Genomic DNA, 25,331 nt, shown 5'->3' with positions numbered 1-25,331 from the left:
CTTCAGCGCCGCTTTATCGCCTCTAAAATCTGGCTTTGAAACAAAACGGCCCGCGAAGAGATTGTCTTCGCGGGCCGCACTATTTTTTGAGATCGAAATCTTAGTAGTGAACCGACAGGGAATCGATCGGTGTGGTCTTCGGCGGTGCGAACTTCGTCAGATCGATGCCGTCGACAGCCGAGCGATATTCTTCGATGCTCGGGGTGCGACCGAGAATTGCCGACAGCACCACGACCGGGGTCGAGGCCAGCAGCGACTCACCCTTCTTTTCGGCGGTATCTTCCACAACACGTCCCTGGAAGAGACGGGTCGAGGTTGCCAGAACGGTATCGCCCTTTTCAGCCTTTTCCTGGTTGCCCATGCAGAGGTTGCAGCCCGGACGCTCGAGATAAAGGATGTTCTCGTATTCGGTACGGTTGGACGTCTTCGGCTTCAGGTCATCGAACTCAAAGCCGGAGTACTTCTGCAGGATTTCCCAATCGCCTTCAGCCTTCAACTCATCGATGATGTTGTAGGTCGGCGCTGCGACAACGAGCGGTGCCTTGAACTCGACCTTGCCTTCAGCCTTTTCGATGTTCTTCAGCATCTGCGCGACGATCTTCATGTCGCCCTTGTGCACCATGCACGAACCAACGAAGCCGAGGTCCACCTTCTTGGTGCCACCGTAGTAGGACACCGGGCGGATCGTATCGTGGGTGTAGCGACGCGACACATCGACGTTGTTGACATCGGGGTCGGCGATCATCGGCTCGTCAATCACGTCGAGATCGACAACGACTTCGGCGAAATATTTCGCATTGGCATCCGGCGTCAGTGCGGGCTTTTCACCCGAACGGATCTCGGCAATGCGTTGGTCAGCCTTGTCGATCAGGCCCTGCAGGGTCTTGCCGGCATTGTCCATGCCCTTGTCGATCATGATCTGGATGCGCGACTTGGCGATTTCCAGCGACTCGATCAGGGTTTCGTCCTGCGAGATGCAGATCGAAGCCTTGGCCTTCATTTCGGCCGTCCAGTCGGTGAAGGTAAAGGCCTGGTCAGCGAGAAGCGTGCCGATGTGCACTTCGATGATACGGCCCTGGAACACGTTGTCGCCGTGCTGCTTGAGCATCTGCGCCTGGGTTGCGTGAACCACATCGCGGAAGTCCATGTACGGCTGCATCGTGCCCTTGAAGGTCACCTTGACCGACTGCGGGATCGGCATGGTTGCTTCGCCGGTGGCGAGCGCCAGTGCGACGGTGCCGGAGTCCGCACCGAAGGCGACGCCCTTGGACATGCGGGTATGGCTGTCGCCGCCGATGATGATTGCCCAGTCATCCACGGTGATGTCGTTCAGCACCTTGTGGATCACGTCCGTCATCGAATGATAGACGCCCTTCGGGTCGCGCGCGGTGATCACGCCGAAGTTGTTCATGAAGGACATGAGCTTCGGAATGTTGGCCTGTGCCTTCTTGTCCCAGACCGATGCCGTATGGCAACCGGACTGATAGGCACCATCCACGAGTGGCGAAATGACGGTCGCCGCCATGGCCTCGAGTTCCTGCGCGGTCATCAGACCGGTCGTGTCCTGCGAGCCAACGATGTTGACCTTGACGCGAACGTCGGAACCGGCGTGCAGAACCTTGCCCGGCGTAACGCCGACGGCGTTGCGGTTGAAGATCTTTTCAACTGCGGTCAGGCCCTGGCCTTCGATCGCGATTTCCTTGTTCGGAGCGAAGACAGGCGTCGCCTCGATGCCAAGAGTTTGCGCGGCAAATGTCTGGAGCTTCTTGCCGAAGACGATGGCGTAGGAGCTGCCGGCCTTCATGAATTCCATTTTCTGCGGCGTGAAAGCAGCGGCAACATCGACCAGCTCATTGCCGGTCTCGTCGCGAAGCTTCTTGTTCTTCGCGTCGATCTTCAGGACAGTGCCGGTCTCGACCGAGAATTTCTGCTCAAGGATCGGGTTGCCGTCATTGTTGAGGATCGGCTTGCCGTCTTCACCGGTCTTCTTGACCCAGTTCTTCAGGTTGATGCCGATACCGCCCGTCACGTCGACGGTGGTCGCGAAGATCGGCGAAATGCCGTTGGTGCCTGCGACGACAGGGGCAAAGTTGACGAAAGGAACGTAGGGGCTGGCCTGCTTGCCGGTCCACAGCGCCACGTTGTTGACGCCCGACATACGCGACGAACCAACGCCCATGGTGCCTTTTTCGGCGATCATCATCACGCGCTTGTCCGGATGCTGCTTCTGCAGCGCGACGATTTCCGCCTGCGCTTCCGGCGTGATCATACACTGGCCGTGGAGCTGGCGGTCCGAACGCGAATGCGCCTGGTTGCCGGGGGAGAGAAGGTCGGTGGAGATATCGCCTTCTGCAGCGATGAAGGTAACGACCTTGATCTCGTCTTCGACATCGGGAAGCTTGGTGAAGAACTCGGCCTTGGCGTAGCTTTCCAGAACGTCCGTCGCAATGGCATTGCCAGCCTTGAAGGCATCACGCAGGCGGAACATGTCGGCGTCATACAGAAAGACCTGGGTCTTCAGTACGTCACCAGCCTGCTTGGCAATCGCAGCGTCGTTGCCGAGCGCGATGTCGAGCAGGACTTCGACCGAAGGGCCACCCTTCATGTGCGACAGAAGTTCCAGCGCAAATGTCGGCGTGATTTCGGGAACAACCGTCTCGCCGAGAATGATTTCTTTCAGGAACGCTGCCTTGACGCCAGCCGCACTCGTGGTGCCGGGCAGGGTGTTGTAAATGAAGAACTTGAGAGCATCGGACCGGTGCTCGCTGCCGGCGTCCTTGATCAGCGTAATGATTTCGCTGGTGAGCGCGCCGTCATCAATCGGCTTGGGAGCAAGCCCTTGCGTTTCTCTGCTTTTGATTTCAGCCAGGTAGTCCAGGTAAAGGTTCATCGCAATCCCAACTTCATGATGTATATGGCGTCGAAATGCGGCGCCATCAAACCGTTTTGTTCATCGGCTCGGGTTCCTATGGGTCTCGAATACGTCACCCAAGGCCGACTGACAAGATGTCGCACTTCAGTAAAAAAGTAGTGCTTTTCATTCAACATTCAACGGTTGAAAACAGCCGGTGGTCGGCCCGGACCATTGGAACGATTGAATCGGTCGATTTTTCTCGTTCGACCTTCAAAATCTCACAAATCATGGTGTGTTGGTGGCTGATTTCGGCCGCATCAGCCTCTGGCTCACAAGGCATACGAGTGCGAATTTTCCGATTTAATGGAGTGTTTTGGTCGCTCGGGACGCGCGGAGGCCGGTTTCCGACTGGCGTGTGATGCGTGCTCTCAGGCTCAAGGGCAGGGGTGCCAGAACCACACCGAGATTGCGAAGTGTGGCAGCAAAGGTTTCCGCCGAAGCGGCCACTTTTATCAGGCTGGTTTCGGGGCAGAGTTGCGTCAGGCAAACGCGGAATATTTGCTCATCCCAATGCTGGATGCCGGCAACGATACCAAGCAAGAGCACTTCGTCCGGACTGATGAAGCGTGATCCGGCGCGGTAAGCGACGAGGGGGCGGAACGCGCAGGTATTTAGCGAGGTCATGAACCGCTCGAGTGCGGCTGCAGCCTCCGCTCCCGCAGAGGCGCCAAGTTTGTCTTGATAGAAGCGCAACGCAGCCGGTGCTGACCGGTCGCGCATATCGTCGATCGGATCGGCTAGCAGCCGATAGCCCTCCAGCACAAGTTGCTCTGCCCGACGGTTGAGGTAGTCCTCCGTCGTGGGAGCATAAGTAGCCGTGTCTTGCGCCATGGCGATGTCCTCGACTGGCTAGCCTGTCACGGAACGTGACGAAGCCACTCATCCGTCGAGAATTTTTCGGCGGCCAATTTTTCGGCAGCGGCGTATTCCTCGGGTGAAATGCTGCCGGCAACTCCGCCATTCAACGAACGGAACGTCTCCTTCATCCGCTCGATGATTTCTTCTCGTGGCAGGCCGGCCTGGCTGCGCAGAGGATCGACACGCTTGTTGGCGCTGGTGGTGCCCTTGTCGCTCAGCTTCTCTCTGCCGATCCGCAGAACCTTGACCATCTTGTCGGCGTCCATGTCGTAAGCCATGGTGACGTGGTGCAGCACGGAACCGGCGGTGAAGCGCTTCTGTGCCGCGCCACCGATCTTGCCTTTGGTGCTCGAAATGTCGTTGAGCGGCTTGTAGAACGCATCGATCCCCAGCGAGTTCAGCGCTTTCAGGACCCAGTCATCAAGGAAGGCGTAGGAGTCCGCAAAGCTCATGTCACGGACAAGTTCCGCTGGCGCATAAAGCGAATAGGTCACGGTCGTGCCGGGCTCGACAAACATCGCACCGCCGCCGGTGACACGGCGGACGGTCTCCACGCCGAATTCGGCAGCGGCTTCCAGATCCACTTCGTTTCGCAACGACTGAAATCCGCCGATGATGATGGCAGGGCGTTCCCATTCCCAGAACCGCAGGCAAGGAGCGCGGCGACCCGCCGCGACTTCCTTAGCCAGCACTTCGTCGAGGGCGAGGTGAATTGCCGGCTGCAAAGCGGGCCCCTCCAGAATTTGCCACTCATAATCTCGCCATGTCCCGGTTACGCCAAGCGCTCTGCGGACGGCGATTGCCACGGCCTCGGCGCTGAAGCCGATCATTTCGGCACCGGGGCGTAGACCGGCTCTGACCGCTGCGATGATCTCTTCGACGCTGGAAGAGACTGGCAGCCCTTCCAGCGATGTGCGGATATCGTCCAGTGCTTCAGCCGGCTCCAGGAAGAAGTCGCCAGATACCTGCACGTCCGACAGGCGGCCATCCAGATTTTCGAGATCGACGACAACCAGCTTGCCGCCCTGTACCTTATATTCACCATGCATGCGTGTGTTCCAATCAGAGGCTTATGCGTCGCGGTTTATCAGGGAAACGAGACCAGATCGCCATAGAGTGACCGTAGCTTTTCCTTAACCGCCGCCGAGTTCCGGTAGATGTCGATAAACTTCCGCAACTCTTTGTCGTCTTTCAGTTCAGGTCTTGTTACGAACTGGAATGCATAAATCGGGTCGTTTTCAAAAATAAGCCCGGACGCCGGGTCGAGACCAGCCAGCTTGGCAAATGTCGGGTAGGTCGCTCCAGCGTCGACCTCATCCAGCGCACGGGCAATCTGCGGTCCATCGAGCTGCACGATCTGAAGTGGTTTGTGCCAGACAGTGACATCTTCCAATGTCGCCCGATGACCCACATCAGGCTTGAGTTCGATCAGCCCAGCCCGCTCGAGCAAACGCAACGACCGCGCCGTATTGACTGCATCGCCGGAAAAAACGATGCGTGCATTGTCGGGCAGATCCTGCAGGCTTTTGTACTTTTTGGAGTACAGCCCGAATGGGGTGCTGAACGCCGGTGCAATCGCAACGAGATTTTGTCCGCTGTTCGTGTTGGAAAATTCCAGGAACGGTATGTGCTGGAACAGGTTGGCATCGACCTCGCGGTCTGCGACCGCTCTGTTTGGTGTGTTCCAGTCGTTGAATTCAACAAGCTCGACCTTCAGCCCGGCAGCTTCCGCTTCGGTTGCCGCGATCTCGGCCGCCTGGTTCGAAATACTTGTTGCCAGGGCGATGCGCAGCGTTTTGGGTTCTTGAGCGGTCGCGCCGGGAACACCCCATACACACGCCAGCGTCGTGGCGATGATCCCCAAAACAGTCCGGCGAGAGGCCGTGGTCGACGTTGAAACATTTCGTGGACGGCGATGAACGAGCATGGGTGAGACTTTCAATGGAGGCGTGAGCCGTAGCGTCTATATAGATCGGCTTCGGCCTACAATAACATGATATTTTTAGTCAAGAATGCAATTGATACGTTGGTCTTCGATGTGCTCCCGATAGACCATAATGCTTCCTTTTGACGACTTTTATCAAAGCCCCTTGCAACGAATTGCATTTCTAGTTTAGAATAATTCTAATAACTTGATCGATAATTTCAACTTAAGCTTTTGAAAGGAGCTCCCATGTCCAGCAATCCTTCCTGCAACGCCTGTGCATTTTACGAAGATCACACGGCCAACAGCGGCAAGGTATCGGCGGACGCCGGCCTCTGTCGTTTCAACCCGCCGGTCTCGCAGCCGCAGGCCGATTCCCGCGGTCTGTGGCCTGTCGTTTCGTCGAAGGACTGGTGCGGCCACTTCAGCACCGAGCGCGCAGCTTGATAAACACAGGGCGGTCATAAGCCGCCCAATTTACGTGATAAAGAAAAGGGCGGCTGTCTTCGACGGCCGCCCTTTTGATGTGTGTGAGTTACGGCAGTCAGGTCTGAACTGTCGAGCCGTCGACGGACGTTACTCTTTCATGCTGAGGACAACCGTTGGCCAGAATTCGGAGACGGTTGGGTGGATGGGGACTGCCCAGCGCAGTTGATCGTAGGTCGCACCGGCGTTCATCATGTCGAGAATGCCGTGGATCGATTCGTCGCCGCCGGTGCCGAGAATGGCGGCGCCGAGAATTTCCTTTGTCTCGGCATCGGCGATGAACTTCATCAGGCCCTGGGTCTCACCTTTTTCGACGGCGCGGCCGACGCGGGCCATGGATTGGTGTCCAACAAGAACCTTGCGACCGGTCTTTTTCGCTTCCGTCTCGCTCATCCCGATGCGGCCAAGGGGCGGGTCGATATAAAGCGCATAGCCGACCCGGCGATCGGAGACCTTGCGGTCCTCGCCGTCGAAGAGGTTGGCCGCGACAATCTCGAAGTCATTATAGGCCGTGTGCGTGAAGGCGCCTCGGCCATTGCAGTCGCCCAAGGCCCAGATTCCCTCGACATTGGTGGCGAGACGATCGTCGACCTTGATGTAACCGCGCGCATCGCGCTCAACGCCAGCCCGATCGAGACCGAGATCGTCGGTGTTCGGACGGCGGCCAACGGCGATCAGAACGTCCGAGCCGATGATGTCTCCACCATCTCTATCGGTCTTAACGGCAATACCGTCTTCATGTTTGCGGAAACGAATATCGTCGGCGTTGGTGTAAATGGCGATGCCTTCGGCCTCGAGAATGCCGCTGATGGCCTCGGATATATCCTCGTCCTCTCGCGCGACGAGGCGGGGACCTTTCTCGATGACGGTGACCTCGGCGCCGAAACGACGATACATCTGCGCAAACTCCAGGCCGATGTAACTGCCGCCGATAATGACGAGATGCTTTGGCACGCGGTCCAGCATGACGATGTCGCTGTTGGTCATGTAGGGCACGTCATCGATGCCTGGAAAATCCGGGATTGCCGCACGACCGCCGACGTTCAGGAAGATCTGCGGCGCGGTCAGAAGCTCATCGTCAACGCGCACGGTGTTGGGGCTTTCGAAACGCGCGTGACCTCGCATCAGTGTGCAGTTCGCCATGCTGCCAAGCCAGCTTTCGTTTCCGTGGCGGCTGTCCAGCGTGACCTTGTGCGAACGGCGCATGACCGTCGGCATGTCGATCGCCACCTTGCTGTCCAGCACCACACCATATTCTGCGCCCCGGCGGGCAAGATGGGCCGCATAGGCGCTGGCGACCAGGGTCTTCGTTGGTTTGCAGCCGGTGTTGACGCAGGTGCCACCGACATGTTTGCGCTCGATGATCGCAACGCTCTTGCCGGCATCGTTGAAACGTCCGGCAAGCGAGGGGCCGGCTTGCCCGGCCCCGATGATGATTGCGTCAAAAGCCTTCATAGCGATGAAACGATCAGGTAGGCGCCGATAATGGCGACGGCGTCCTCGATAAAGGCGGCCGGTGGGTCCTTGCCGAAGCTGGCGGCCAGTTTGCCGCGCGCAGCGGCACCGCCATAGGTGCCGATCACGGCGCCGACGATGCCGGCGATCAGGCCAACAATCCAGTTGCCGGAGGGTACGCCAATAGCGGCACCTGTCAGCGCACCCATGAGAATGCGTGCGCCGAACTGCTGCGGTACCTTGCGGCTGGGCGTCGTGGGTAATTGGTCGGTGACCAGTTCGACGGCGGCGAGGATGGTGAAGATACCAACGGCCCAGACGGAGCCCATCAAGGCCAGCCAGGAGCCGGAGAGATCGAGCCAGCCCAGCCAGGCTGCCCATGCAATCGCGGCCGGTGCCGTCATGGCGCGGAGTCCGGCAATCACGCCAATCAGAAGTGCAAGCAAGAAAGACATCTTTACCTCAAGGTTGGTTATTCCAGGCGATGATAAGAAAGATGATGCCAAACCTTCCCGAGTGTCTGTCTTTGAAGAATGCGAGACTTTTGGGCTTTGGAAGAATGCGATTTCCGGCTCGGTTTGTGCGTTGATTTAAGCTGCTTTTTCTGAGCGTTTCAAGCGGCGTTATTTGGCGATATCTGGCTTATCTTCGAGCGTTCTCCCGGAACGCTCCGAGACGGCGTAAAGATGAAATCGACCTGTTTGAAATGCTTCGCTGTTCCTGGTCAACGTCAATACGGCACAGTGATCATCGCGGTTTTAGGCGCGGCTTTACCAACGGCACCTGTGTGGAAGATTTTCGCTTCGGAAAGCCGTCACCTTCCGGGACAATAGGATAGCCGGTCAACCCTTCCAAAGGTGTCTGATCGGCTCTTTTTGCGACCTCAAAGCCCGGAAGGAAAAAGGCGACGTGCAATCGAAGCTGACATCCGACACCTACAGAAAGACAGTTCTTCAACCGCTCAGAAGATCGGTTTTCTCTCTTGGCGCCACCAGCGCGGTCATCAATTTGCTGGCGTTTACCGGCCCGATTTTCATGTTGCAGGTCTATGACCGCATCCTGCCGGGGCGCAGTGTTCCAAGCCTTATCGGCCTGGCAATCATCGCCGCGGCACTTTTCCTGTTTCAGGGCGTTCTTGAACTGCTTCGATCGCTTTTACTCGGGCGGATCGGTGTCTCGATTGACCAGCGGCTTAATCGGGGTGTTCTTGGCGTGCTGGTGTCGACGCCGGCGAATGGATCGTCGGCTGGCGACGGGCTCCAGCCGGTGCGCGATCTCGATCAGGTGAGGAATTTTCTGTCCGGTCCCGGCCCGACGGCGCTGTTCGACCTGCCATGGATGCCGGTTTATATCGCAGTCTGTTTCCTGTTTCACGTGTGGATCGGTGTTGCTGCCCTCTGTGGCGCCGCCATTCTGGTGATTTTTGCGGTCCTTGCGGAAATCCTCTCCCAACGCCCGGCAAAGGCTGCAGCGCAGTTTTCCACGCAGCGGCACGCCTTTGCTGCCGATGCCCGGCAAAACCGTGAGGCGGTCATGGCCATGGGCTTTGCCTCACGGCTGGCAAACCGCTGGGCTGCTGCAAGCGACCGCTATTTCGCCAGCCAGATCAGGACGGGCAATATCGTTTCGCTCCTGACCACGTCCTCGCGCATCGCCCGGATGATGCTGCAGTCGGGCGTGCTTGCGGTCGGCGCGTTTCTCGTTATTCGTGAAGAGGCAACCGGTGGTATCATCATCGCAAGCTCCATCCTTGTCAGCCGAGCACTGGCGCCGGTGGAGCTTTCGATCGGGCAGTGGCGCAGCTTTGCTGCAGCCCGGCAGAGCTGGTCACGCCTTGCCGCACTTCTGGCCGCAACACCGCAGATGGACCGGGCGGTGAAACTGCCTGCACCGAAAGCAACACTGACGGTTGAAAACCTGTCTCTCGCAGCTCCTGGTCGGCGCGACCTGTTGCTTCGCAATGTATCCTTTGAACTGGCAGCCGGTGCCGTTCTCGGTGTCGTGGGCCCGAGTGCTTCCGGCAAGACATCTCTGGCGCGGGCGCTGATCGGTTTTTGGCCGCCAGCGGCCGAGGCGATAAAATTCGATAAGGCATCGCTGGCCCAATGGGAGCCCGCCGAGCGGGGCAGACATATCGGCTATCTGCCGCAGGACGTGCAGTTGCTAGACGGATCGATAGCCGACAACATTTCCCGCTTCGACACTGATGCGCCCTCTCAGTCCATCATCGCGGCGGCAGAGGCTGCCGGCATTCGCCAGATGGTTGCCGAACTGCCTGATGGTTTTGAGACAAGGATCGGAGAGGGCGGCGTGATCTTGTCCGCCGGTCAGAGGCAGCGAGTAGCGCTGGCGCGGGCTCTCTACGGTGACCCTTTCCTCGTCGTGCTGGACGAACCCAATTCCAATCTCGATGCCGAGGGCGAAGCGGCACTTCTTCGGGCGCTTGAGACGGTGCGTGAGCGCGGCGGTATCGCTGTTGTCGTTGCCCATCGGCCAAATGTGTTGTCCATTGCCGACCATATCCTTGCGCTTGGCCAAGGTCGGGTCCAGGCCTTCGGGCCGAAGGAAACCGTACTGGCTCAGCCGTCGAAAGCGCCGGTGCCGGGCCCGCTGGCGTTTCGCGTCACCTATGGCAAGGACATGGCATCATGAACGGCAAGACCGACCTCGATATGGATAAAAGCATCCGGCGCCTCTCGCGTATCGTCTTTGTCACGATCTTCGTTCTCGTTGGTGTGGCTGGTGGGCTCGCCGCGACCGTCAATATTGCTGGTGCGATCATTGCGTCCGGTACTCTCGTCGTTGATACCCAGGTCAAGCCGGTACAACATCTCAAGGGAGGTGTGGTGCAGGAAATCCTTGTGCGTGACGGCGACAGTGTCGAGGCGGGGCAGGTTCTCCTGCGTTTCGACGGCACGCAGGCGCGCGCCAACCTTGCGATCATCCGCAAGCGGTTGAAAGAACTCTCTGCCGTGGCAACAAGGTTGCAGGCCGAACGGGACGCGGCAACGGTCCTGACCATCAGTAACACGCTGGCGACCTCCGATCCGGATAGTTTTCGATTGCTGCTGGGTGAACAGCGCCTCTTCAACGACCGCCGTGCCTCACGGGAGGGGAGAAAGTCGCAACTTCGCGAACGCATCAGCCAATTGCAGCAGGAAGCGGAAGGGCTTGTTGCACAGGAAAAGGGCAAGCGTCTGGAAATCGACCTGGTGGAAAAGGAACTCGCCAGCCTTAGAAACCTCCTTGATCAGGGTATTGTTTCCGCAGCCCGGGTCTATTCGCTTCAACGCGAGAGCGCGCGTCTGACGGGCGAACTCGGCAATTTCATCGCTTCTGTCGCGCAGGTGAAGGGGCGCATCACCGAAACCGAACTGCAAATCATCCAGATCGAGGATGACCATGGCAGCGAGGTGTCCGAACAGCTCCGGCAGACGCAGGGCGATATCGGCCAGTTTTCCGAACGGTTGATCGCTGCTGAAGACGACCTGAAACGCATCGATATCCGCGCACCGCAGGCGGGTGTGGTCGATCAGATGGCCGTTCATTCCGCAGGGGCTGTTGTCAGTGCGGGTGAAACGATGCTGCGGATCGTTCCAAGCGATGACCACCTGACGGCCGAGCTTCGAATTGCACCGCGTGACATCGACCAGATCGCGCCCGGGCAGGCGGTGGTGCTCAACCTGTCAGCCTTCAATCACCGTGATACACCTGAACTCGATGCCCGAATTTCCACGGTTTCTGCCGATCTTCTGGAAGACAGGCAGACCGGAGAAAAATATTACCGCGCCAGAGCAACGATCGAGACCGATGAGTGGAAACGATTGGGTAAACGGCAGGCGGTTCAGGGAATGCCCGTCGAAGGATTTGTTCAGACCGGAGAGCGAAGCGTCCTTGCTTATCTTGCCAAGCCCATGACCGATCAGATCGGCCAGGCATTTCGGGAAAACTAGGAGCCATGCGGCGAAAAAATCGCCGCATGAACGTTCTGTCCGGTCTCAGACGTACCAGTCATCGATCGAATAAGCCTTGATGTAATCGATCTTCATCTGCGAACCGTCGCTGAAATCTTGCGCCGACGGTGTTCCGGCCATGCCGCCGACGGCGAGATTGACGACCATGTACATTGGATCATGCATGTCTGACGGGGTGTCGATCTGCGCTACAGCCACATCATCGATGTACCAAGTGATGTGGTCTTCCTCCCACAAGACGCCGTAGGTGTGAAAACCTTCCGTGCTTGCCACGCTGACATTGTTGATGATCGAAGACTGTGAGCCACTTTCGTTGGTGTGGGCCGACATGATGACCGTATTGGGGTTCTGGCCCCGCATTTCCACCACGTCCAGTTCCGGTGGCCATGAGCCATCGGCCGGAAGCAGCCAGAAGGCGGGCCAGGCGCCCTGGTCGTCGGGCATGTCCGCACGGATCTCGAAGTAACCGTAGGTCTGGCTGAAGGAGGAATAGGTATTCAGCATGCCCGAGGTGTAGTCGTAACCGTTCACCTCACTCTCGATCGACGAGGGTGTGGCGGCTGCAGTAATCGTCAGAACGCCGTTCTCGACCGAAAATGGATTAACGGAGGATGTCGGCTCATAGGACGGATTGATGTACCACTGCTTTTCACCGTTTCCGGTGAGCGTGCTACCTTTTTCCGGTGCCCACCAGTATTTGGCGTCCCATACGCCCTGTTCGCCGTCGCGGAGCGATAAGGAATTGAAGTCATCGGTGAAGGTTGCCGTGAGCACCGAACGATCGAGGCTCAGTTCAAACTGGTCTGCCTGCAATTCATCGGCCGTTGTGTTTGCCAGCACGACACTTTCGCCATTTCCGAGATTAAGCCACAGGTCGTTTCCTTGCTGTGTGGCATTGCTTATCAACTGGTCGAATGACGTGATGCCGTAGTCGTTGAGGCGGATGGTGTCGTCAGAGCCGAAATCGGTGATGAGATCGGTGCCGTTGCCTTTCGTGAAGATGAAGGTATCAGCGCCGCCTCCACCAATCAGCACGTCATTGCCTGCGCCACCGTCGATGGTCTGCGAGCCCGAACCACCGGTGATGATGTTGTCGAGGTCATTGCCGAAGGCATAACGGCCGTTCCCCGTGACGCGCAGGTTCTCGAAATTGTCGGGTAGTGTGTAGCTCATCCATGTGTCGATGGTGTCGATGCCCTCCCCGGCATTTTCGACCGCTCGATTGATCCCCGAATAGAGGTAGTAGATGTCATCGCCCGTACCGCCGATCATCGTCACATCAACGGAACTGTCACCCCACATGGAATCGTTGCCTGCCTTACCGTAAAGTTGGGGGCCGGAATTGGTGGCAGAGAAGAAACCTGTGGAACTTCCGCTGTAATAGAGTGTCTCGCCAAGCGCATTCAAAACTGTCTGGGCCATCGCAATGCCTCCTGTTCGTGGTGGTCCTCCGCAAAACTCCTCCTGCGGAAAACCTAACAGTCCGGCTTTTCTGATTTAGGGCGAAAATGAGATGTCCTGTTCCAATACGGGAATGGCGGCGCAAAACTGCCGCCGTGTTTAACGAGGCGTATTGCTCCGGCACAACCGCGTGATTTTACGCTTCATTATGAGGCAGGGTGTTACGCGATCACGGCTGCGGACCAGAGGCCGGCGTTACAGGACGAGCTTGCGCAACTGCTGAGACAGAAGGTCCATCAGGCTGACGGTGGCGATGATGATGATGAGCATTGCAGAGGCCTGCGGATAATAGAAACCGCGAATGTTTTCGAACAGAACCTGACCGATGCCACCGGCACCGATGAGGCCGAGAACGGTTGCCGAGCGGATGTTGGATTCCAGGCGATAAAGCGAGAGCGAAATCCATAGCGGCAGCACCTGGGGGATGACGCCGAACAGCACTTGCTGCACGCGAGAGGCACCGGTTGTGCGGATCGCCTCGACCGGGCGAGGGTCGATGGCTTCGACGGCCTCGGAAAACAGTTTGGAGAGCGTGCCCGTGGTGTGGATGAAAAGCGCCATCACGCCAGCGAAAGGACCAAGACCGACAGCCACCACGAAAAGGACCGCAAACACCACTTCATGAATGGCGCGGAACATGTCCATCAGGCGACGGACTGGCTGCAGCACCCACCACGGCGCCATGTTGTGTGCCGAAAGGATGCCAAGCGGGACGGAAAAGACGACCGCCAGAAAAGTACCCCAAAGGGCGATCTGCACGGTGACGACCATTTCCTCCAGGTAAAATCGCCAGTCACCGAAGTCGGGCTTCATGAAGCCGCTGGCATATTCAGCCATGTTACCGGCATCGGTGAACAGATAGGTCCATCTGCCTATCTCCGCCGGTGTCCAGCTATAGGCCAATGCCGCAATAACGGCGAGCAGGAGAAGGCCGTTTCGCGTTCCGCCTGGTTGTTTCGGCAAAGATGCGGTCACGGCAGTGTCTGTTGTCGTCATCGCTTTGGTCATGGAATTGTCTCGCGTTGGAAGAGGAGACAGGCCATCGGGCCTGCCTCACGGTCGATCGGGGTCAGTTGCCGAGGCTGGCGAGCTCGGCTTCGTATCTTGCCTTCTGCGCTGTCAGGTCCTTGATCTTTGCGTCTCTTGCAGCGGCATCGAGCTTGGCGTCGCCCTGAGCCTGCGCAATGGCCTTGGTCAGTTCCATGACGCGGATCGGCAGAAGCTGGTTGTCGTTGGAAGCGCGGAATGGCGACCATTTCAGACCGGCGAGGATTTTCTTCTCGTCCTCGACGTTACCCTTGGACTTGTCGGTGCCGTAGGTCAGGAAGAAATCGCGGATCTTCGTCTTGGCTTCTTCCGGCAGGTCCTTGCGCCAGACAATCGGATCTGCGGGGATCAGGGGCGAACGCCAGATTTCGCGGATGTTGGCGAACGCTTTCGGATTGTTCTGCTCGATAAGCGCCATGTTCTCGGTATTGTTGGCGGCAGCGTCGACCTGTTTGTTGGCCACAGCCATGGCATTTGTTTCATGGTTGGCGTTGGTGACGTTCTTGAAGCAGGTCTTCGGGTCGATGCTGTTTTTCGAGAACACGAAGGTCATCGGCACGAGATAGCCGGAGGTCGAGTTGACGTCGCCGAGACCGAAGTTGAGCGACTTGTCGCAGGTCAGGAGCTGGTCGATCGTCTGGATCGGAGACTCTTTCGGCACGATGACCACGGACCAGTAGCCCGGCTCACCGGTGACGGCGACGCTCTGAACGAACACTTCGCCATCGGCGCGGTCGACGGCTTCCATGGCCGACTTGTTGCCGTACCAGGCCATCTGCACCTTGTCGAAGCGCATGCCTTCAATGATGCCGGCATAGTCGGACGCGAAGAAGGGTTTCACCTCAAGGCCGGTCTTTTCCTTCATCGCATCGAGGAAGGGCAGCCAGCTGCTTTTCAGGTTCTGCTGGGATTCGGTCGAGATGATACCGAAGTTGATGGTTTCTGCCGCATGCGCTGCAGACCCCAGAGTAAGGGCGAGTGACATCGCCGCCATGCTTTTCAGGATCGCGTTCATCGTAGTCTCCGTGTCGTCAAACGTGGTTAGGCGGGCAGGGGCTGTGCCTGCAGTCTGTTGAGGACCGGCTTGAGGGCCGGAGCGGCATGGCCAGCCGGAGCATCCGGCAGGACCAGTTCTTCCGAGGCTGCGCCATAAAGCTCGGCCAGGAATTCGTTCGTCAGCGCGCTGGATGGTCCGTCATAAACGATCTTGCCATTGCGCATCGCGACGGTGCGCGGGCAATAACGGCGCGCATATTCCACCTGATGCAGCGATACGACCACGGTGATGCCGTCGCTAGAATTGATATCGGAGAGGACATCCATGACGCGCCGCGCAGATGAGGGGTCGAGAGCGGAGATCGGCTCGTCGGCAATCAGGATTTCGGCTTCCTGTACCAGCGTTCGGGCAATGGCGGCGCGCTGCTGCTGGCCACCCGACAGCGTTGAGGACCGCTGGGTAAGCACCTGGGGAATTCCGACCCGTTCCAGCGCGGCCTGGGCCTTGCGTTTTTCGTCGTGGTTGAAGAGGCCAAGCGTTCCGCGCCAGCGCGGCGTGCGGCCCAGGTGGCCGATCAGTACATTGGTCAGCACGGAAAGCCGGCCGACCAGATTGAATTGCTGGAAGATGACGGAAACGCGGCCCCGTTTCAGGCGTCGGTTGAGACGCCCGCTGTCCTGACAAAGATCGCCGAGGACGTCGATGCGGCCACCGACAGCATCTGCCACTTCCAGCCCGGCAATATGGCGGATGAGGGTGCTTTTGCCTGAGCCCGAAGCGCCGATCAGCGCAACCATTTCACCGCGCTCGACGGTCAGGCTTACCTTGTCCAAAGCACGTGTCTTGCCGAAAGTCTTCGAGACATTGGAGACCGTTATCGCTGTCATTGTTACCTGTTCCTTCAGCCAAAATTCGGCATGGTTGTCCCGCACGCAAAAGAACAAGTCCTGTGCGTCGTGCAGAATTTAATGTGAATCGTCCAATGTCGTCCGGCTATCGATGTATAGATCCGGACTGGATGCAATTACCCTGTGAATTGCCTGGTCGGATGGCGTTTAATTACAGGTCACACGATGACAGTTTCGTGACAAAACGCCGTCTGTGACCCGTAGGTGCAATCCAAATTATCTGTCGATACCATAGGTCAAATCTATGGGTTGCGCCGACTGCTTCTGCGAGAGTCCGTCCTAGAGAACGGTTTCGACAAAAGCCTTGATCGATCGCACCGTCTTTCGGTCTTCCAGAAAAGCCAGCCGATATTCCGTTTTGATCATGCCGCCGGAAATGCGCAATGTCTTCATGCGTGGGTGGGGGACGAATTCGAAGTCGGCTACGACACCGATCCCAAGTCCCCTTTCAACCGCTTTCCACACACCCTCGCGGCTGCCGATTTCCATGAATGGCGTGAGGGCAACATTGGCGGCTTCGGCCGCGCGCTCAAGCGCATAACGGGTGGTTGAGCCTTCTTCCCTGAGGATCAGGGGTTCGCCCGCCAGCTCGGCCAGTTCGATCTCGTCCCTTTGCCACCAGGCATGGTCGTCATTTACGAAGGCGACGATCTCCTGCGTGCTGAAGGTTATCGTCTTGATACGAGGGTCGTCGATCGTATGCGCCAGGATTGCAATATCGGCTTCGAGCTCAAGGATGCGTTTCAACGTCCGGTCGGAATTGCCGAGAAGCATGTTGACCTTGAAGGAGGGGTAACGCTCGATGAAGCGCGCGATCATGTCAGTGGCATGGAACGGGCTGACGGCGGCAATCTTCAGTGCACCGGTCTTCAGTTCACCGAAATTGAGAAGCAGCTCCTCCGCCTCTTCGTGAAGCTTGAACAGTCTGGCGCTGATCGAAAGCAGCGAGCGGCCAGCCTCGGTCAGCTCGATCTGGCGGCCCTGACGCAGAAAGAGTTCGACGCCGTAGCGTTCCTCCAGTTCGCGGACCTGCGTCGTTAATGTTGGCTGGCTTACCCGAAGTGCGCGTGCTGCGGCCGAGAAACCGCGATGGGTGGCTACCGCCTGGAAGGCTCTCAGATGGGTAAAGACGATGGCCATGGTCAGATCTCCTCTCCCTCTCGCGACCGATGCGAGACGGCTTCCAATCCATAGATCCTATCAATGGATCGTAACAAAAATATGGATTGGATTTATTGTCTTTGCCGGGTCATTCAATCGGCGAAACAAGGAGCGACCGATGCGTGCCTGGACCTATTCCAATCCTGTGAAGATCATCTTCGGGGCCGGCGCCCTTGCCGAGGCCAGAAAGGCCGTCGGCGACCGTGCCTATTGCCTGCTGACCTACAACGATCATCCGTTCTTCGACGAACTCGTTGCCCGTATCTCGCTGGAGCTCGGCGAACCGGCGGTTATCGTGCGGGATGTCGAACCAAACCCCAGCTTCGACGGCCTCAAAGCTGCCTGCCGGTCCTTTGGCGCCGCCAACCGGACGCCAGAAGTCATTCTGGCGATCGGTGGTGGTTCGGTCATCGATACAGCCAAGGTTCTCTCGGCCGGTGGTCGTGATTTCTCCCGCGTCCAGAATTTTCTGGAAGGCCACACGGGAGCAGAGACATTGCTCGATCTTCCGATCATTGCCGTGCCGACAACGGCCGGCACCGGTAGCGAGGTCACCTGCTGGGCAACCGTCTGGGACACGGCGGCCAAAAAGAAATACTCACTCGCCGACGCGCGTTATTATCCGCAATACGCCATTCTCGACCCGGAACTGACGCTGGGTGTGCCGCGGGCACTTGCACTGTCCACCGGGCTCGACGCGCTGTCGCATGCGCTTGAAAGCATCTGGAACGTCAATGCCAACCCGGTGTCCGCAAGCCATGCGGTTTCTGCGGCGCGGGAGATCATCGACGTTCTGCCGCTTCTGGTCGACAATCTCGGTGATATCGGTCTGCGCGAGCGCATGATGCGGGCAAGCCTTTCGGCCGGTTTGGCGTTTTCCAACACCAAGACGGCGCTTGCCCATTCCCTTTCCTATTACCTGACGCTGCATCACGGCACGGTGCATGGCATTGCCTGCTCCTTCAGCCTGCCGGCGATCATGCGCAGCGTGATGGGCCATGACGCCGACTGCGACGCTGCTTTGCGCCGCATTTTCGGTGACGATCTCTCTGCCGGTGCCGATGCGCTGGAGGCGTTCCTTCACCGGCTCGGCGTCTCGACGACGGCAACCGATTACGGTGTGACACGGGAAAACTGGCTGCGGGCCATCGATGACGCGCTGCTGGGCGAGCGCGGCCGCAATTTCATTGGCAGCCGTGATGCTGTGCTTGCTTCAGCCGCCTGAGACATTGGTTTTCGACCCGCGACGTTACCGAGAAAAGTGCTGTCATGCTTTGACTGTAGACAGATCAGGCAAAGCATGAATTTGAGAAAGTAAGGATCATGAGCGAACATTTTGATCTTGCCGTGGTGGGCGCCGGCATCATCGGTCTTTCGGTGGCCTTGGCTGCCGTCAAGAAAGGCAAGAAGGTCGTTGTCATCGAGCGCAACACCAAGGCCATCGGGGCTTCGATCCGCAACTTCGGTTTCATCACCATTTCCGGCCAGAAACAGGGCGATCACTGGGCACGCGCCCGCCGCGCCCGGGATGTCTGGGCCGAGGTGGCGCAGGAGGCCGGCATTGAGGTGCTGCATCGCGGCCTGGTCATGCCCGCCTATCGTCAGGAGGCCGAGGCGGTGCTCGATGCTTTCCTGGAGACTGATATGGGATCGGATTGCCGACGGATTTCTGCGGCAGAGGCTCTCGAACATGTGCCGTCGATCAGGGCCGAAGGCATGCGCGGCGCTCTCTACAGCCCGCACGAGATTAGGGTTGAATCGCGCGAGGCGATCCCGAAGATTGCCGCCTGGCTTGAAGCCCGCCATGGTGTGACGTTCCACTGGAGTACAGCTGTTAACGCGGTCGAAGGCACGACTGTGTCGACCAGCCGTGGTGTGATCGAGGCGGAAGCCTGCGTTGTCTGCCCCGGCGACGACTTCTCCACGCTCTTCCCCGATCGTATTGCTCCGTACAAGCTCCGCGTCTGCACGTTGCAGATGCTGCGCGTGATGCCCGCCAAACCGATCAAGTTCGATGCTGCCGTCATGTCCGATCTGAGCTTCGGCCGCTATGAGGGGTTTGCCGATCTGCCGGTGGCCAAAGCGCTGTGCGACCGGCTGGATGCGGAACTTTCCGAAATGCGCCGCGAAGGCATCCATCTGATCGCCGTCAGGTCGGCGGACGGTTCGCTGGTCGTCGGAGATAGCCACGTGTACGGCAATGCGCAGGAACCCTTTGCGCAGGATCGCATCGATACGCTGATCATGGAAGCCTTCGATCAGATATTCGATCTGCCGGGACGCGAAATCATCGGCCGCTGGTGCGGCAGTTATGCCTCGGCAAGCGATCGGGTCGTCATGGTCGACGAACCCGCCGACAATATCCGCCTTGTCATGGTCACCGGCGGCACCGGCGCATCCACAGGCTTCGCACTGGGCGAGCAGGTCATCAATTCTCTCTACGCATAGGGTCAGGCACATGGCACATCTCAAGGCAGTCGTGTTCGATTGGGCGGGCACGGTCATCGATTTCGGTTCATTCGCGCCAATGGGCGTTTTCGTCGAGGCGTTCTCCCGCTTCGGCATAGAGGTTTCGATTTCCGAGGCCCGCGAGCCAATGGGCAGACCAAAATGGGATCATATCGAAGCGATGATGGCGCAGCCGCGCATCAAGGCCGCATGGCAGGATAAGCACGGACATGCGCCGACGCGGGACGATATTCAGGCTGTCTACGATGTCTTCGTGCCGTTGAACGAGGAGGTTGTCGATCAATATGCCGATCTCGTGCCCGGTGCCGCAGACATGGCAAAGGGGCTGCGTGAGCGTGGCCTGAAGATCGGCTCGACCACCGGCTATACCCGCTCCATCATGGCCCGTGTTCTCCCATTGGCGAAAGCGCAGGGTTACGAGGCGGATAATCTCGTCTGCGCCGGCGATCTGCCGCATGGACGTCCGACACCGATGAACATGTACAAGTGCTTCCTCGATCTCGACGTTTGGCCTGCTAGCGCCGTGGTCAAGGTCGACGACACCGGTGTCGGAATTGATGAGGGGCGCGAGGCTGGCACGTGGACGGTCGGTCTGTCTCTCAGCGGCAATGAGGCTGGTGTGACGCCGCAGGAACTGGCGGCATTGAGCGTTTCAGAAAAGGAAGCGCTGCGTGCAAAGGCATCTGGCGTCCTGCGCAAGCATCGCCCTGATTACATCATCGATACGGTGGCCGATCTTCAGCCGGTACTCGACGATATCGAGCAGCGCATGAAGAACGGAGAACGTCCCGGCCTCTGACCCGGGCGACTGCGCGGAGGCTGCGGCGCTTTTTACAAACAACGTCCCGCCCGGTCCAGGCGGGACGTCGGCGGGTGGGAGCGGCAATTGCTGCCTCGTGACCATGACCAATCCGTGATTGCAGAGCCCATAAATTTACCTTGTAATACTTGACTATAATAGTTAGGTATTCGCCGGATTGGTCCTGGTGGGGCGGGGGCAAATGGGCATTCATGATGACGATAAGCGCTATGCGATCTACAGGGCACACCGTGCCGACCTGGTGAAATTCGCAACGCCGATTGCCGGTTCGCGCGAAGAGGCAGAAGATATCGTTCAGGAAGCCTTTGTGCGCTTTACGCCCGGGCATGCCGCAAACGCGATTTTGCCGCGCGCCTATCTGACCCGGATCGTCCGTAACCTTGCTCTCAATCTGCGCAAGCGCAAAACGCTTGAGAAGCGTCATGTGCAGGATGACGTCCCCTATTGGGGCGTGCCGCAGGCCGTCCAAACCCCAGAGCAACATATGCTTTACGAGGATCAGGTGAAGCGAGTGGCGTTCATTTTGTCGCAAATGCCAGATCAGAGCCGTATTGCGGTGGAGATGCACCGCTTCGATGGCTGCACGATGGAAGAGATTGCCGAACGTCTCGGGACGTCGGTCAGCAGCGTGCATCGGCTGTTGCGTAGCGCCATGGCGGAACTGACATCCCGCCTGAACGAAAGAAGCTGAAAAAAAAACCTCGTGCGATTGTCTTGATTATAAACATCGCCAATAACGGCTCGATTCAGGACTGAAACAGGCCCTTCTGACAATGACCTCGGAACGCGACACATCACAGCAGCCGCCGCTCTCTGTCAGGGAGGAAGCGGCAGATTGGTTTCTTCTGCTGCAGCAGAAGCCTGACGATCAGGTGCTGCACGCACGGTTCGGCATCTGGTTGTCGCAATCCGATGCGCATCGTCTGGCGTGGCGCGAAACAAATTCGATGTGGCAGGCGCTGGGCGATGCGTCCGGTCAGTACAGGCGTCTTTCTTCTCCTTCAGATCAGGCATCCGCTCTCTCGTCACCCGTCGTAACCCGCAGAGGCCACAAGCGGCGCTGGGTCGCGGCCGCCTCGGCCGGTGCACTGTCACTCTGTTTGAGCTGGTTCGCACTGCCGACGGTGATGCTGCATGTTCAGGCTGATCACATCACCACGACGGCCGAAAGCCGGGCGGTCACTCTGGAAGATGGCAGCACGGTTTTTCTTGCCGCCGACAGCGCCATCAAATCCCGGTTCTCCGATGGCCGTCGCGAAATCACCCTGCTTGCAGGCGAAGCCTTTTTCGATGTTCAGCGGGATTTTTCACGCCCTTTCATCGTTGATGCCGAAGGTGTGAAGGTCGAGGTCCTCGGCACCGTTTTCGATGTGCGGATGACCTCTGAAACGACAAATGTCGCCCTGGCGAAAGGGCAGGTCCGGGCGTCATCGGGTAACAACACCAATATTCTCGCTCCTGGAGAAATCGTCAGCATCGATCGCAAGACCGGCGCCATGACGAAAGATGCGATCGGCATCGAGGATATCGGCTCATGGCGCGAAGGCCGCCTTTATGTGACGGATGTATCGATCGGTTCGGTCATAGAGTTGCTGCGGCGGTATCATCCGGCCTGGATTGCGGTTGCCGACCCTGGCCTCGCGGCTGAAAAGGTCACCGGTATCTATGATCTGACCCATCCGGACCAGGCGTTACGGGCGCTGGTTGATCCGCATGGGGGCAAGGTGCGCGCCGTCTCGTCCGCCTTGAGGGTCGTCAGCCGTTATTGACCTGAGAATGCTTCCAGCCCGCGCTAGGCGCGAGACATGTCCGGAAATCCTTTGGAAACATAGGGATACACTGTTTCCGGTCGTTGGGAAGAATGACTGAAGTCAAAAACATGAAAATAAAAATCATGTTTTTTGGAAAAACTTGAGTGAAAACTGAAAATTTTCTGTCGCGGCGTTGTCTTTAGGTCCGAGAGGGTGCGGAAGACGACACCGCCTCCGCATCAGGAGAGACAGAAAAGACATGACGTTCGGGACAATGAACCGCCTTACCGGCAGAATGAATCGGCCGGCCAAGACATTTAGATACAATCTATTACTGACGACGACAGCCATTTCGCTTCTCTGTGCCGTTTCGGACAGCGTTGCCCAAAGCGCACCGACGGCTCAAAACGAGGCCGCTGCAACACGTGGCGTGGCGCGGGCGTTCAACATTCCAGCACAGCCGCTTGCCGGTGCGCTCAGCGCTTTCAGCCGCCAGTCCGGCCTTCAGGTGACGCAGGCTGCAGGCACGGCGCGTGGTGTCAGCGGCAATGCCGTTATCGGCAGCTTCACGCCCGATCAAGCGCTGGCGAGACTGCTGAGCGGCACAGGCATCAACTATCGCATCAGCGGCGACAATGCCGCCGTGATTGGCGAAAGTGCGGGGTCTGCCGCTGCCGCCGCTGCGTCGGGCGATGGCTCGACGGTGCTCGATACGATCACCGTGGTTGGTCGAGGCGACCGGAATGCAGCCACCGGGTCCGGTTTTCAGGGTACACCGGACTGGGTTTATGAGGCGCCCGCAAGCGTCAGCGTGGTTTCGCGGGAAGCCATCCAGAACAGTGGCGCGCGTAATGCGCGCGACTTGCTGGACAATGTCGCAGGTGTCTATGCCAATAGATCCGAGGGCCAGAACCCCGGCATCTCGGTGAACGTGCGTGGTCTGCAGGACCAGAACCGTGTCATCACTTCCATCGACGGCGTCCGGCAGAATTTTCAGCGCAGCGGTCATGGCTCCAGCAGTCTGGTTTATGTCGATCCGGCCCTGTTGCGCACCATTGATATCGAGAAAAGCGGTAACGCGCGTGCAGGCAGTGCCGGTGCGCTTGGCGGGGTTGTCAATTTCCGCACGCTCGAGGCCGGCGATGTGATCAAGCCCGGCGAAACGATGGGTGGCTTCCTCGATATTGGTACGGGAACAAACGCCCATAATTTCGAAGGATCTGCGGCCGGCGCAATGCAGTTTTCGGACAGTTTCTCTTTCCTCGGTGCGGCCAGCCATAAGCGCTTCGGCGAATATGATCCGGGCAAGAACGGTGAGCTGAAGCTGTTTAACGACTATTTCGCGCAATATTTTACGCGCACGCTGAACAGCAACAATGCGCTGGTCTTCACCGGTTCGGAATCGGCTTCCGGTCTTGCGAAATTTGAAATGCAGCCGCTCGACGACCTGTCGGTCACCGCAAGCTGGCTGCATCACCGATCGACATCCTCGCAGGGCTATTATCTGCCGGAGGGCGTTGAAGAAATTGATGTCCAGGCAACGGACCAGACCGTTATCAACGACACCGTCTCGCTCACTGGCCATTGGGACCCGGACAGCGATCTGGTCGATCTGAAGGCGCAATTGTCGTTCAACAGGCTAGCCAATCAGGAGCTTCGTGGTTCCGCAACGCGTATGGGCAATACCTACGAAGACAATGTCGACTACCTCATGGAGACGTGGGGCGGGAGCATAGAGAATACTAGCCTGTTCTCGTTACCTTTCGGCGATTTGTCGATCAATTACGGCGTTGAGGCCTTCCGCGACAAGGCGACCACCACCGGCGCCGCGATGATGGATGATTTCAACGTCATCGACTACAGCTTCGGGTACAAGGGCACCAATCCGACCGGCACGCGTACTGTCACCAGCGGTTTTACCAGCGCCACTTTGGAGCATGACGACTGGCTGTCGGTGACCGCAGGTCTCAGATACGACCACTACAGGCTGTCCGGTTCCACTACGGTTCATTCGCCACTGCGATGGATTTCCCAGCCACCGACGCCGGTAAAGCAACCGAATACGTGCACTATAGTTCCGGTTGGTTTTCCGCAGTTCATCATTGATGGAGACGTAGCAAACGGCTCGATCTGGGACCCGGTTACCCGCCAATTGTGTACGGTGAAAACCGTGTTGGTGCCCAATCCGGACCTGCCGGCAATCGACAGCACGGATATTTCCATCGACCGGTCTGAGGGCGCCTGGCTGCCCAGCATGACGGTCGCAGTCAAGCCATTCGAGTGGTTCCAGCCGTTCGTCAGCTATAGCCGCAGCCTGCGGCCGCCGACAGTTATGGAAAGCCTGTTCAGTGGGGGGCATCCGATGGCGCCTCCAGGTGCCTACGCCCCCAATCCGTCATTGATTGCTGAGCGCGGCGAGACGTGGGAAGTCGGGGCTAATTTTACGCAAGACGGTGTCTTTACGGAGTACGACAGCCTGCGTTTCAAGGTTGTTGGTTTCCAGCGTGATATCGAGAACTATATCACGATGGGTCGTGTAAACCGTCAGGATTTTGCGACCGGTAGCGGTACGACTGCGACTTACAGCTATGGTAGCTTTGTCAATCTTGTCGGCAATACGCGAATGCGCGGTGTCGAGATCGAAGGCAGTTACGATGCTGGCAGTTATTATATCGGCGGCTCCTACACGCATCTCAAGGCCGATTACGCCAGCGAATATCTCTATAATGGCAAAATAGATTATGCCTACGCCGGAATGGTGTTCGAACCGCCACGCTACAAGATTACCCTGGATGGCGGACTGCGCTTCTTTGATGAAAAGCTGGTGCTCGGCGCACGCGCCAATATCGTTGGTGATAGCAAACCGGCATTTGGCTATCTCTCCAACACCTTTGTCACGGACAAATATACCGTCTTCGATATCTACGGGTCCTATGACATCAGCGAAAACGCCAAGCTTCGTTTCACGGTGAAAAACGTTGCCGACAAGGCCTATGTTCCGGCCCTCGGTTACTCCGCCCTTCCGGCGCCTGGCCGCACCTTCTCGGCGTCTCTCAATTTTACATTTTGACAGTTTTGCGCGCAGCCAGCGCTGCGCGCATCCCCA

General features: G+C 58.1%; 20 protein-coding genes. 9 read left to right on the top strand and 11 right to left on the bottom strand.

Translation table 11 applies throughout. The annotated features are described in order from the left end of the window. Positions 1–100: 100 nt before the first annotated feature. The 4 genes from ACIQT8_RS24015 to ACIQT8_RS24000 all read right to left on the bottom strand — a co-directional run bounded on the left by ACIQT8_RS24015 (position 101) and on the right by ACIQT8_RS24000 (position 5,699). Complete coding sequence (locus tag ACIQT8_RS24015; RefSeq protein WP_138791457.1) at positions 101–2,890, bottom strand: bifunctional aconitate hydratase 2/2-methylisocitrate dehydratase; 2,790 nt, start codon at positions 2,888–2,890, stop codon at positions 101–103. A gap of 324 nt (positions 2,891–3,214) precedes the next feature. Then, complete coding sequence (locus ACIQT8_RS24010) at positions 3,215–3,745, bottom strand: hypothetical protein (protein WP_400970691.1); 531 nt, start codon at positions 3,743–3,745, stop codon at positions 3,215–3,217. 26 nt (positions 3,746–3,771) lie between these two features. Beyond that, positions 3,772–4,821, bottom strand: a complete 1,050-nt coding sequence (locus ACIQT8_RS24005; RefSeq protein WP_400970688.1) for a biotin/lipoate A/B protein ligase family protein — start codon at positions 4,819–4,821, stop codon at positions 3,772–3,774. 38 nt (positions 4,822–4,859) lie between these two features. Then, positions 4,860–5,699 carry a MetQ/NlpA family ABC transporter substrate-binding protein gene (locus ACIQT8_RS24000; protein WP_400970685.1) on the bottom strand — a complete coding sequence of 280 codons (840 nt, stop codon included), beginning with the start codon at positions 5,697–5,699 and terminating at the stop codon, positions 4,860–4,862. 246 nt (positions 5,700–5,945) lie between these two features. Between ACIQT8_RS24000 and ACIQT8_RS23995 the strand changes: the two genes are divergently transcribed. Next, entirely contained in the window at positions 5,946–6,143 is a 198-nt protein-coding gene (locus ACIQT8_RS23995; protein WP_138791453.1) for a hypothetical protein, read from the top strand. 129 nt (positions 6,144–6,272) lie between these two features. Here the strand turns inward: ACIQT8_RS23995 and ACIQT8_RS23990 are convergent, their stop codons facing one another. Both ACIQT8_RS23990 and ACIQT8_RS23985 read right to left on the bottom strand, forming a co-directional pair. Then, complete coding sequence (locus ACIQT8_RS23990) at positions 6,273–7,637, bottom strand: FAD-containing oxidoreductase (RefSeq protein ID WP_400970682.1); 1,365 nt, start codon at positions 7,635–7,637, stop codon at positions 6,273–6,275. Beyond that, positions 7,634–8,092, bottom strand: coding sequence for a DUF4126 family protein (locus tag ACIQT8_RS23985; RefSeq protein ID WP_400970679.1), 459 nt, complete (start codon positions 8,090–8,092; stop codon positions 7,634–7,636). The genes ACIQT8_RS23990 and ACIQT8_RS23985 overlap by 4 nt, the downstream gene beginning before the upstream one ends. Before the next feature lie 454 nt (positions 8,093–8,546). Between ACIQT8_RS23985 and ACIQT8_RS23980 the strand changes: the two genes are divergently transcribed. Further along, positions 8,547–10,289: a type I secretion system permease/ATPase gene (locus ACIQT8_RS23980; protein WP_400970676.1), complete on the top strand. Its 1,743-nt coding sequence runs from the start codon at positions 8,547–8,549 to the stop codon at positions 10,287–10,289. Beyond that, positions 10,286–11,590, top strand: a complete 1,305-nt coding sequence (locus ACIQT8_RS23975) for an HlyD family type I secretion periplasmic adaptor subunit (protein ID WP_400970673.1) — start codon at positions 10,286–10,288, stop codon at positions 11,588–11,590. Before ACIQT8_RS23980 ends, ACIQT8_RS23975 begins: the two co-directional genes overlap by 4 nt. A gap of 45 nt (positions 11,591–11,635) precedes the next feature. Here ACIQT8_RS23975 and ACIQT8_RS23970 read toward each other — a convergent pair whose 3' ends face one another. The 5 genes from ACIQT8_RS23970 to ACIQT8_RS23950 all read right to left on the bottom strand — a co-directional run bounded on the left by ACIQT8_RS23970 (position 11,636) and on the right by ACIQT8_RS23950 (position 17,164). Next, entirely contained in the window at positions 11,636–13,033 is a 1,398-nt protein-coding gene (locus ACIQT8_RS23970) for a family 16 glycosylhydrolase (RefSeq protein WP_400970670.1), read from the bottom strand. Between the two features lie 234 nt (positions 13,034–13,267). After that, a complete protein-coding gene (gene phnE, locus ACIQT8_RS23965; protein ID WP_400970667.1) occupies positions 13,268–14,080 on the bottom strand; it encodes a phosphonate ABC transporter, permease protein PhnE in 813 nt (270 codons plus the stop codon). A 61-nt stretch (positions 14,081–14,141) separates the two neighbouring features. After that, a complete protein-coding gene (gene phnD / locus ACIQT8_RS23960) occupies positions 14,142–15,134 on the bottom strand; it encodes a phosphonate ABC transporter substrate-binding protein (RefSeq protein WP_400970664.1) in 993 nt (330 codons plus the stop codon). A gap of 26 nt (positions 15,135–15,160) precedes the next feature. Continuing rightward, positions 15,161–16,003, bottom strand: a complete 843-nt coding sequence (phnC, locus tag ACIQT8_RS23955; RefSeq protein ID WP_400970661.1) for a phosphonate ABC transporter ATP-binding protein — start codon at positions 16,001–16,003, stop codon at positions 15,161–15,163. Positions 16,004–16,303: 300 nt separating this feature from the next. Further along, entirely contained in the window at positions 16,304–17,164 is an 861-nt protein-coding gene (locus tag ACIQT8_RS23950) for a LysR substrate-binding domain-containing protein (RefSeq protein ID WP_400970658.1), read from the bottom strand. 139 nt (positions 17,165–17,303) lie between these two features. Between ACIQT8_RS23950 and psrA the strand changes: the two genes are divergently transcribed. The 6 genes from psrA (at position 17,304) to ACIQT8_RS23920 (ending at position 25,295) form a co-directional block, all read left to right on the top strand. Next, positions 17,304–18,410, top strand: coding sequence for an iron-containing alcohol dehydrogenase PsrA (gene psrA / locus ACIQT8_RS23945; protein WP_400970656.1), 1,107 nt, complete (start codon positions 17,304–17,306; stop codon positions 18,408–18,410). Positions 18,411–18,508: 98 nt separating this feature from the next. Then, positions 18,509–19,633 carry a TIGR03364 family FAD-dependent oxidoreductase gene (locus ACIQT8_RS23940; protein WP_400970653.1) on the top strand — a complete coding sequence of 375 codons (1,125 nt, stop codon included), beginning with the start codon at positions 18,509–18,511 and terminating at the stop codon, positions 19,631–19,633. A gap of 10 nt (positions 19,634–19,643) precedes the next feature. Then, positions 19,644–20,453: a phosphonoacetaldehyde hydrolase gene (gene phnX, locus ACIQT8_RS23935; protein ID WP_400970651.1), complete on the top strand. Its 810-nt coding sequence runs from the start codon at positions 19,644–19,646 to the stop codon at positions 20,451–20,453. Between the two features lie 202 nt (positions 20,454–20,655). After that, on the top strand, positions 20,656–21,165 hold the full coding sequence (locus ACIQT8_RS23930) for an RNA polymerase sigma factor (protein ID WP_138791441.1): 510 nt from the start codon (positions 20,656–20,658) through the stop codon (positions 21,163–21,165). 82 nt (positions 21,166–21,247) lie between these two features. After that, complete coding sequence (locus ACIQT8_RS23925; protein ID WP_400970647.1) at positions 21,248–22,243, top strand: FecR family protein; 996 nt, start codon at positions 21,248–21,250, stop codon at positions 22,241–22,243. A 241-nt stretch (positions 22,244–22,484) separates the two neighbouring features. After that, positions 22,485–25,295: a TonB-dependent hemoglobin/transferrin/lactoferrin family receptor gene (locus ACIQT8_RS23920; protein ID WP_400970644.1), complete on the top strand. Its 2,811-nt coding sequence runs from the start codon at positions 22,485–22,487 to the stop codon at positions 25,293–25,295. Positions 25,296–25,331: the final 36 nt, after the last annotated feature.

It is taken from the genome of Agrobacterium sp. NPDC090273 (assembly GCF_044772305.1).
Classification (GTDB): Bacteria; Pseudomonadota; Alphaproteobacteria; order Rhizobiales; family Rhizobiaceae; genus Agrobacterium.
The sequence above is the reverse complement of the archived record's forward strand: the minus strand, read 5'-3'. Positions and strand labels throughout refer to the sequence as shown.

Excerpts from the sequence above, each read along its gene's own strand:
- ACIQT8_RS23985 (WP_400970679.1), bottom strand. The coding sequence starts at position 8,092 with ATGTCTTTCTTGCTTGCACTTCTGATTGGCGTGATTGCCGGACTCCGC.
- ACIQT8_RS23975 (WP_400970673.1), top strand. The coding sequence starts at position 10,286 with ATGAACGGCAAGACCGACCTCGATATGGATAAAAGCATCCGGCGCCTC.
- ACIQT8_RS23995 (WP_138791453.1), top strand. The coding sequence starts at position 5,946 with ATGTCCAGCAATCCTTCCTGCAACGCCTGTGCATTTTACGAAGATCAC.
- phnX (WP_400970651.1), top strand. The coding sequence starts at position 19,644 with ATGGCACATCTCAAGGCAGTCGTGTTCGATTGGGCGGGCACGGTCATC.
- ACIQT8_RS23950 (WP_400970658.1), bottom strand. The coding sequence starts at position 17,164 with ATGGCCATCGTCTTTACCCATCTGAGAGCCTTCCAGGCGGTAGCCACC.
- ACIQT8_RS23925 (WP_400970647.1), top strand. The coding sequence starts at position 21,248 with ATGACCTCGGAACGCGACACATCACAGCAGCCGCCGCTCTCTGTCAGG.
- phnD (WP_400970664.1), bottom strand. The coding sequence starts at position 15,134 with ATGAACGCGATCCTGAAAAGCATGGCGGCGATGTCACTCGCCCTTACT.
- ACIQT8_RS23920 (WP_400970644.1), top strand. The coding sequence starts at position 22,485 with ATGACGTTCGGGACAATGAACCGCCTTACCGGCAGAATGAATCGGCCG.
- psrA (WP_400970656.1), top strand. The coding sequence starts at position 17,304 with ATGCGTGCCTGGACCTATTCCAATCCTGTGAAGATCATCTTCGGGGCC.
- ACIQT8_RS24015 (WP_138791457.1), bottom strand. The coding sequence starts at position 2,890 with ATGAACCTTTACCTGGACTACCTGGCTGAAATCAAAAGCAGAGAAACG.
- ACIQT8_RS23940 (WP_400970653.1), top strand. The coding sequence starts at position 18,509 with ATGAGCGAACATTTTGATCTTGCCGTGGTGGGCGCCGGCATCATCGGT.
- ACIQT8_RS24000 (WP_400970685.1), bottom strand. The coding sequence starts at position 5,699 with ATGCTCGTTCATCGCCGTCCACGAAATGTTTCAACGTCGACCACGGCC.
- ACIQT8_RS23970 (WP_400970670.1), bottom strand. The coding sequence starts at position 13,033 with ATGGCCCAGACAGTTTTGAATGCGCTTGGCGAGACACTCTATTACAGC.
- phnE (WP_400970667.1), bottom strand. The coding sequence starts at position 14,080 with ATGACCAAAGCGATGACGACAACAGACACTGCCGTGACCGCATCTTTG.
- ACIQT8_RS24005 (WP_400970688.1), bottom strand. The coding sequence starts at position 4,821 with ATGCATGGTGAATATAAGGTACAGGGCGGCAAGCTGGTTGTCGTCGAT.
- ACIQT8_RS23930 (WP_138791441.1), top strand. The coding sequence starts at position 20,656 with ATGGGCATTCATGATGACGATAAGCGCTATGCGATCTACAGGGCACAC.
- ACIQT8_RS24010 (WP_400970691.1), bottom strand. The coding sequence starts at position 3,745 with ATGGCGCAAGACACGGCTACTTATGCTCCCACGACGGAGGACTACCTC.
- phnC (WP_400970661.1), bottom strand. The coding sequence starts at position 16,003 with ATGACAGCGATAACGGTCTCCAATGTCTCGAAGACTTTCGGCAAGACA.
- ACIQT8_RS23990 (WP_400970682.1), bottom strand. The coding sequence starts at position 7,637 with ATGAAGGCTTTTGACGCAATCATCATCGGGGCCGGGCAAGCCGGCCCC.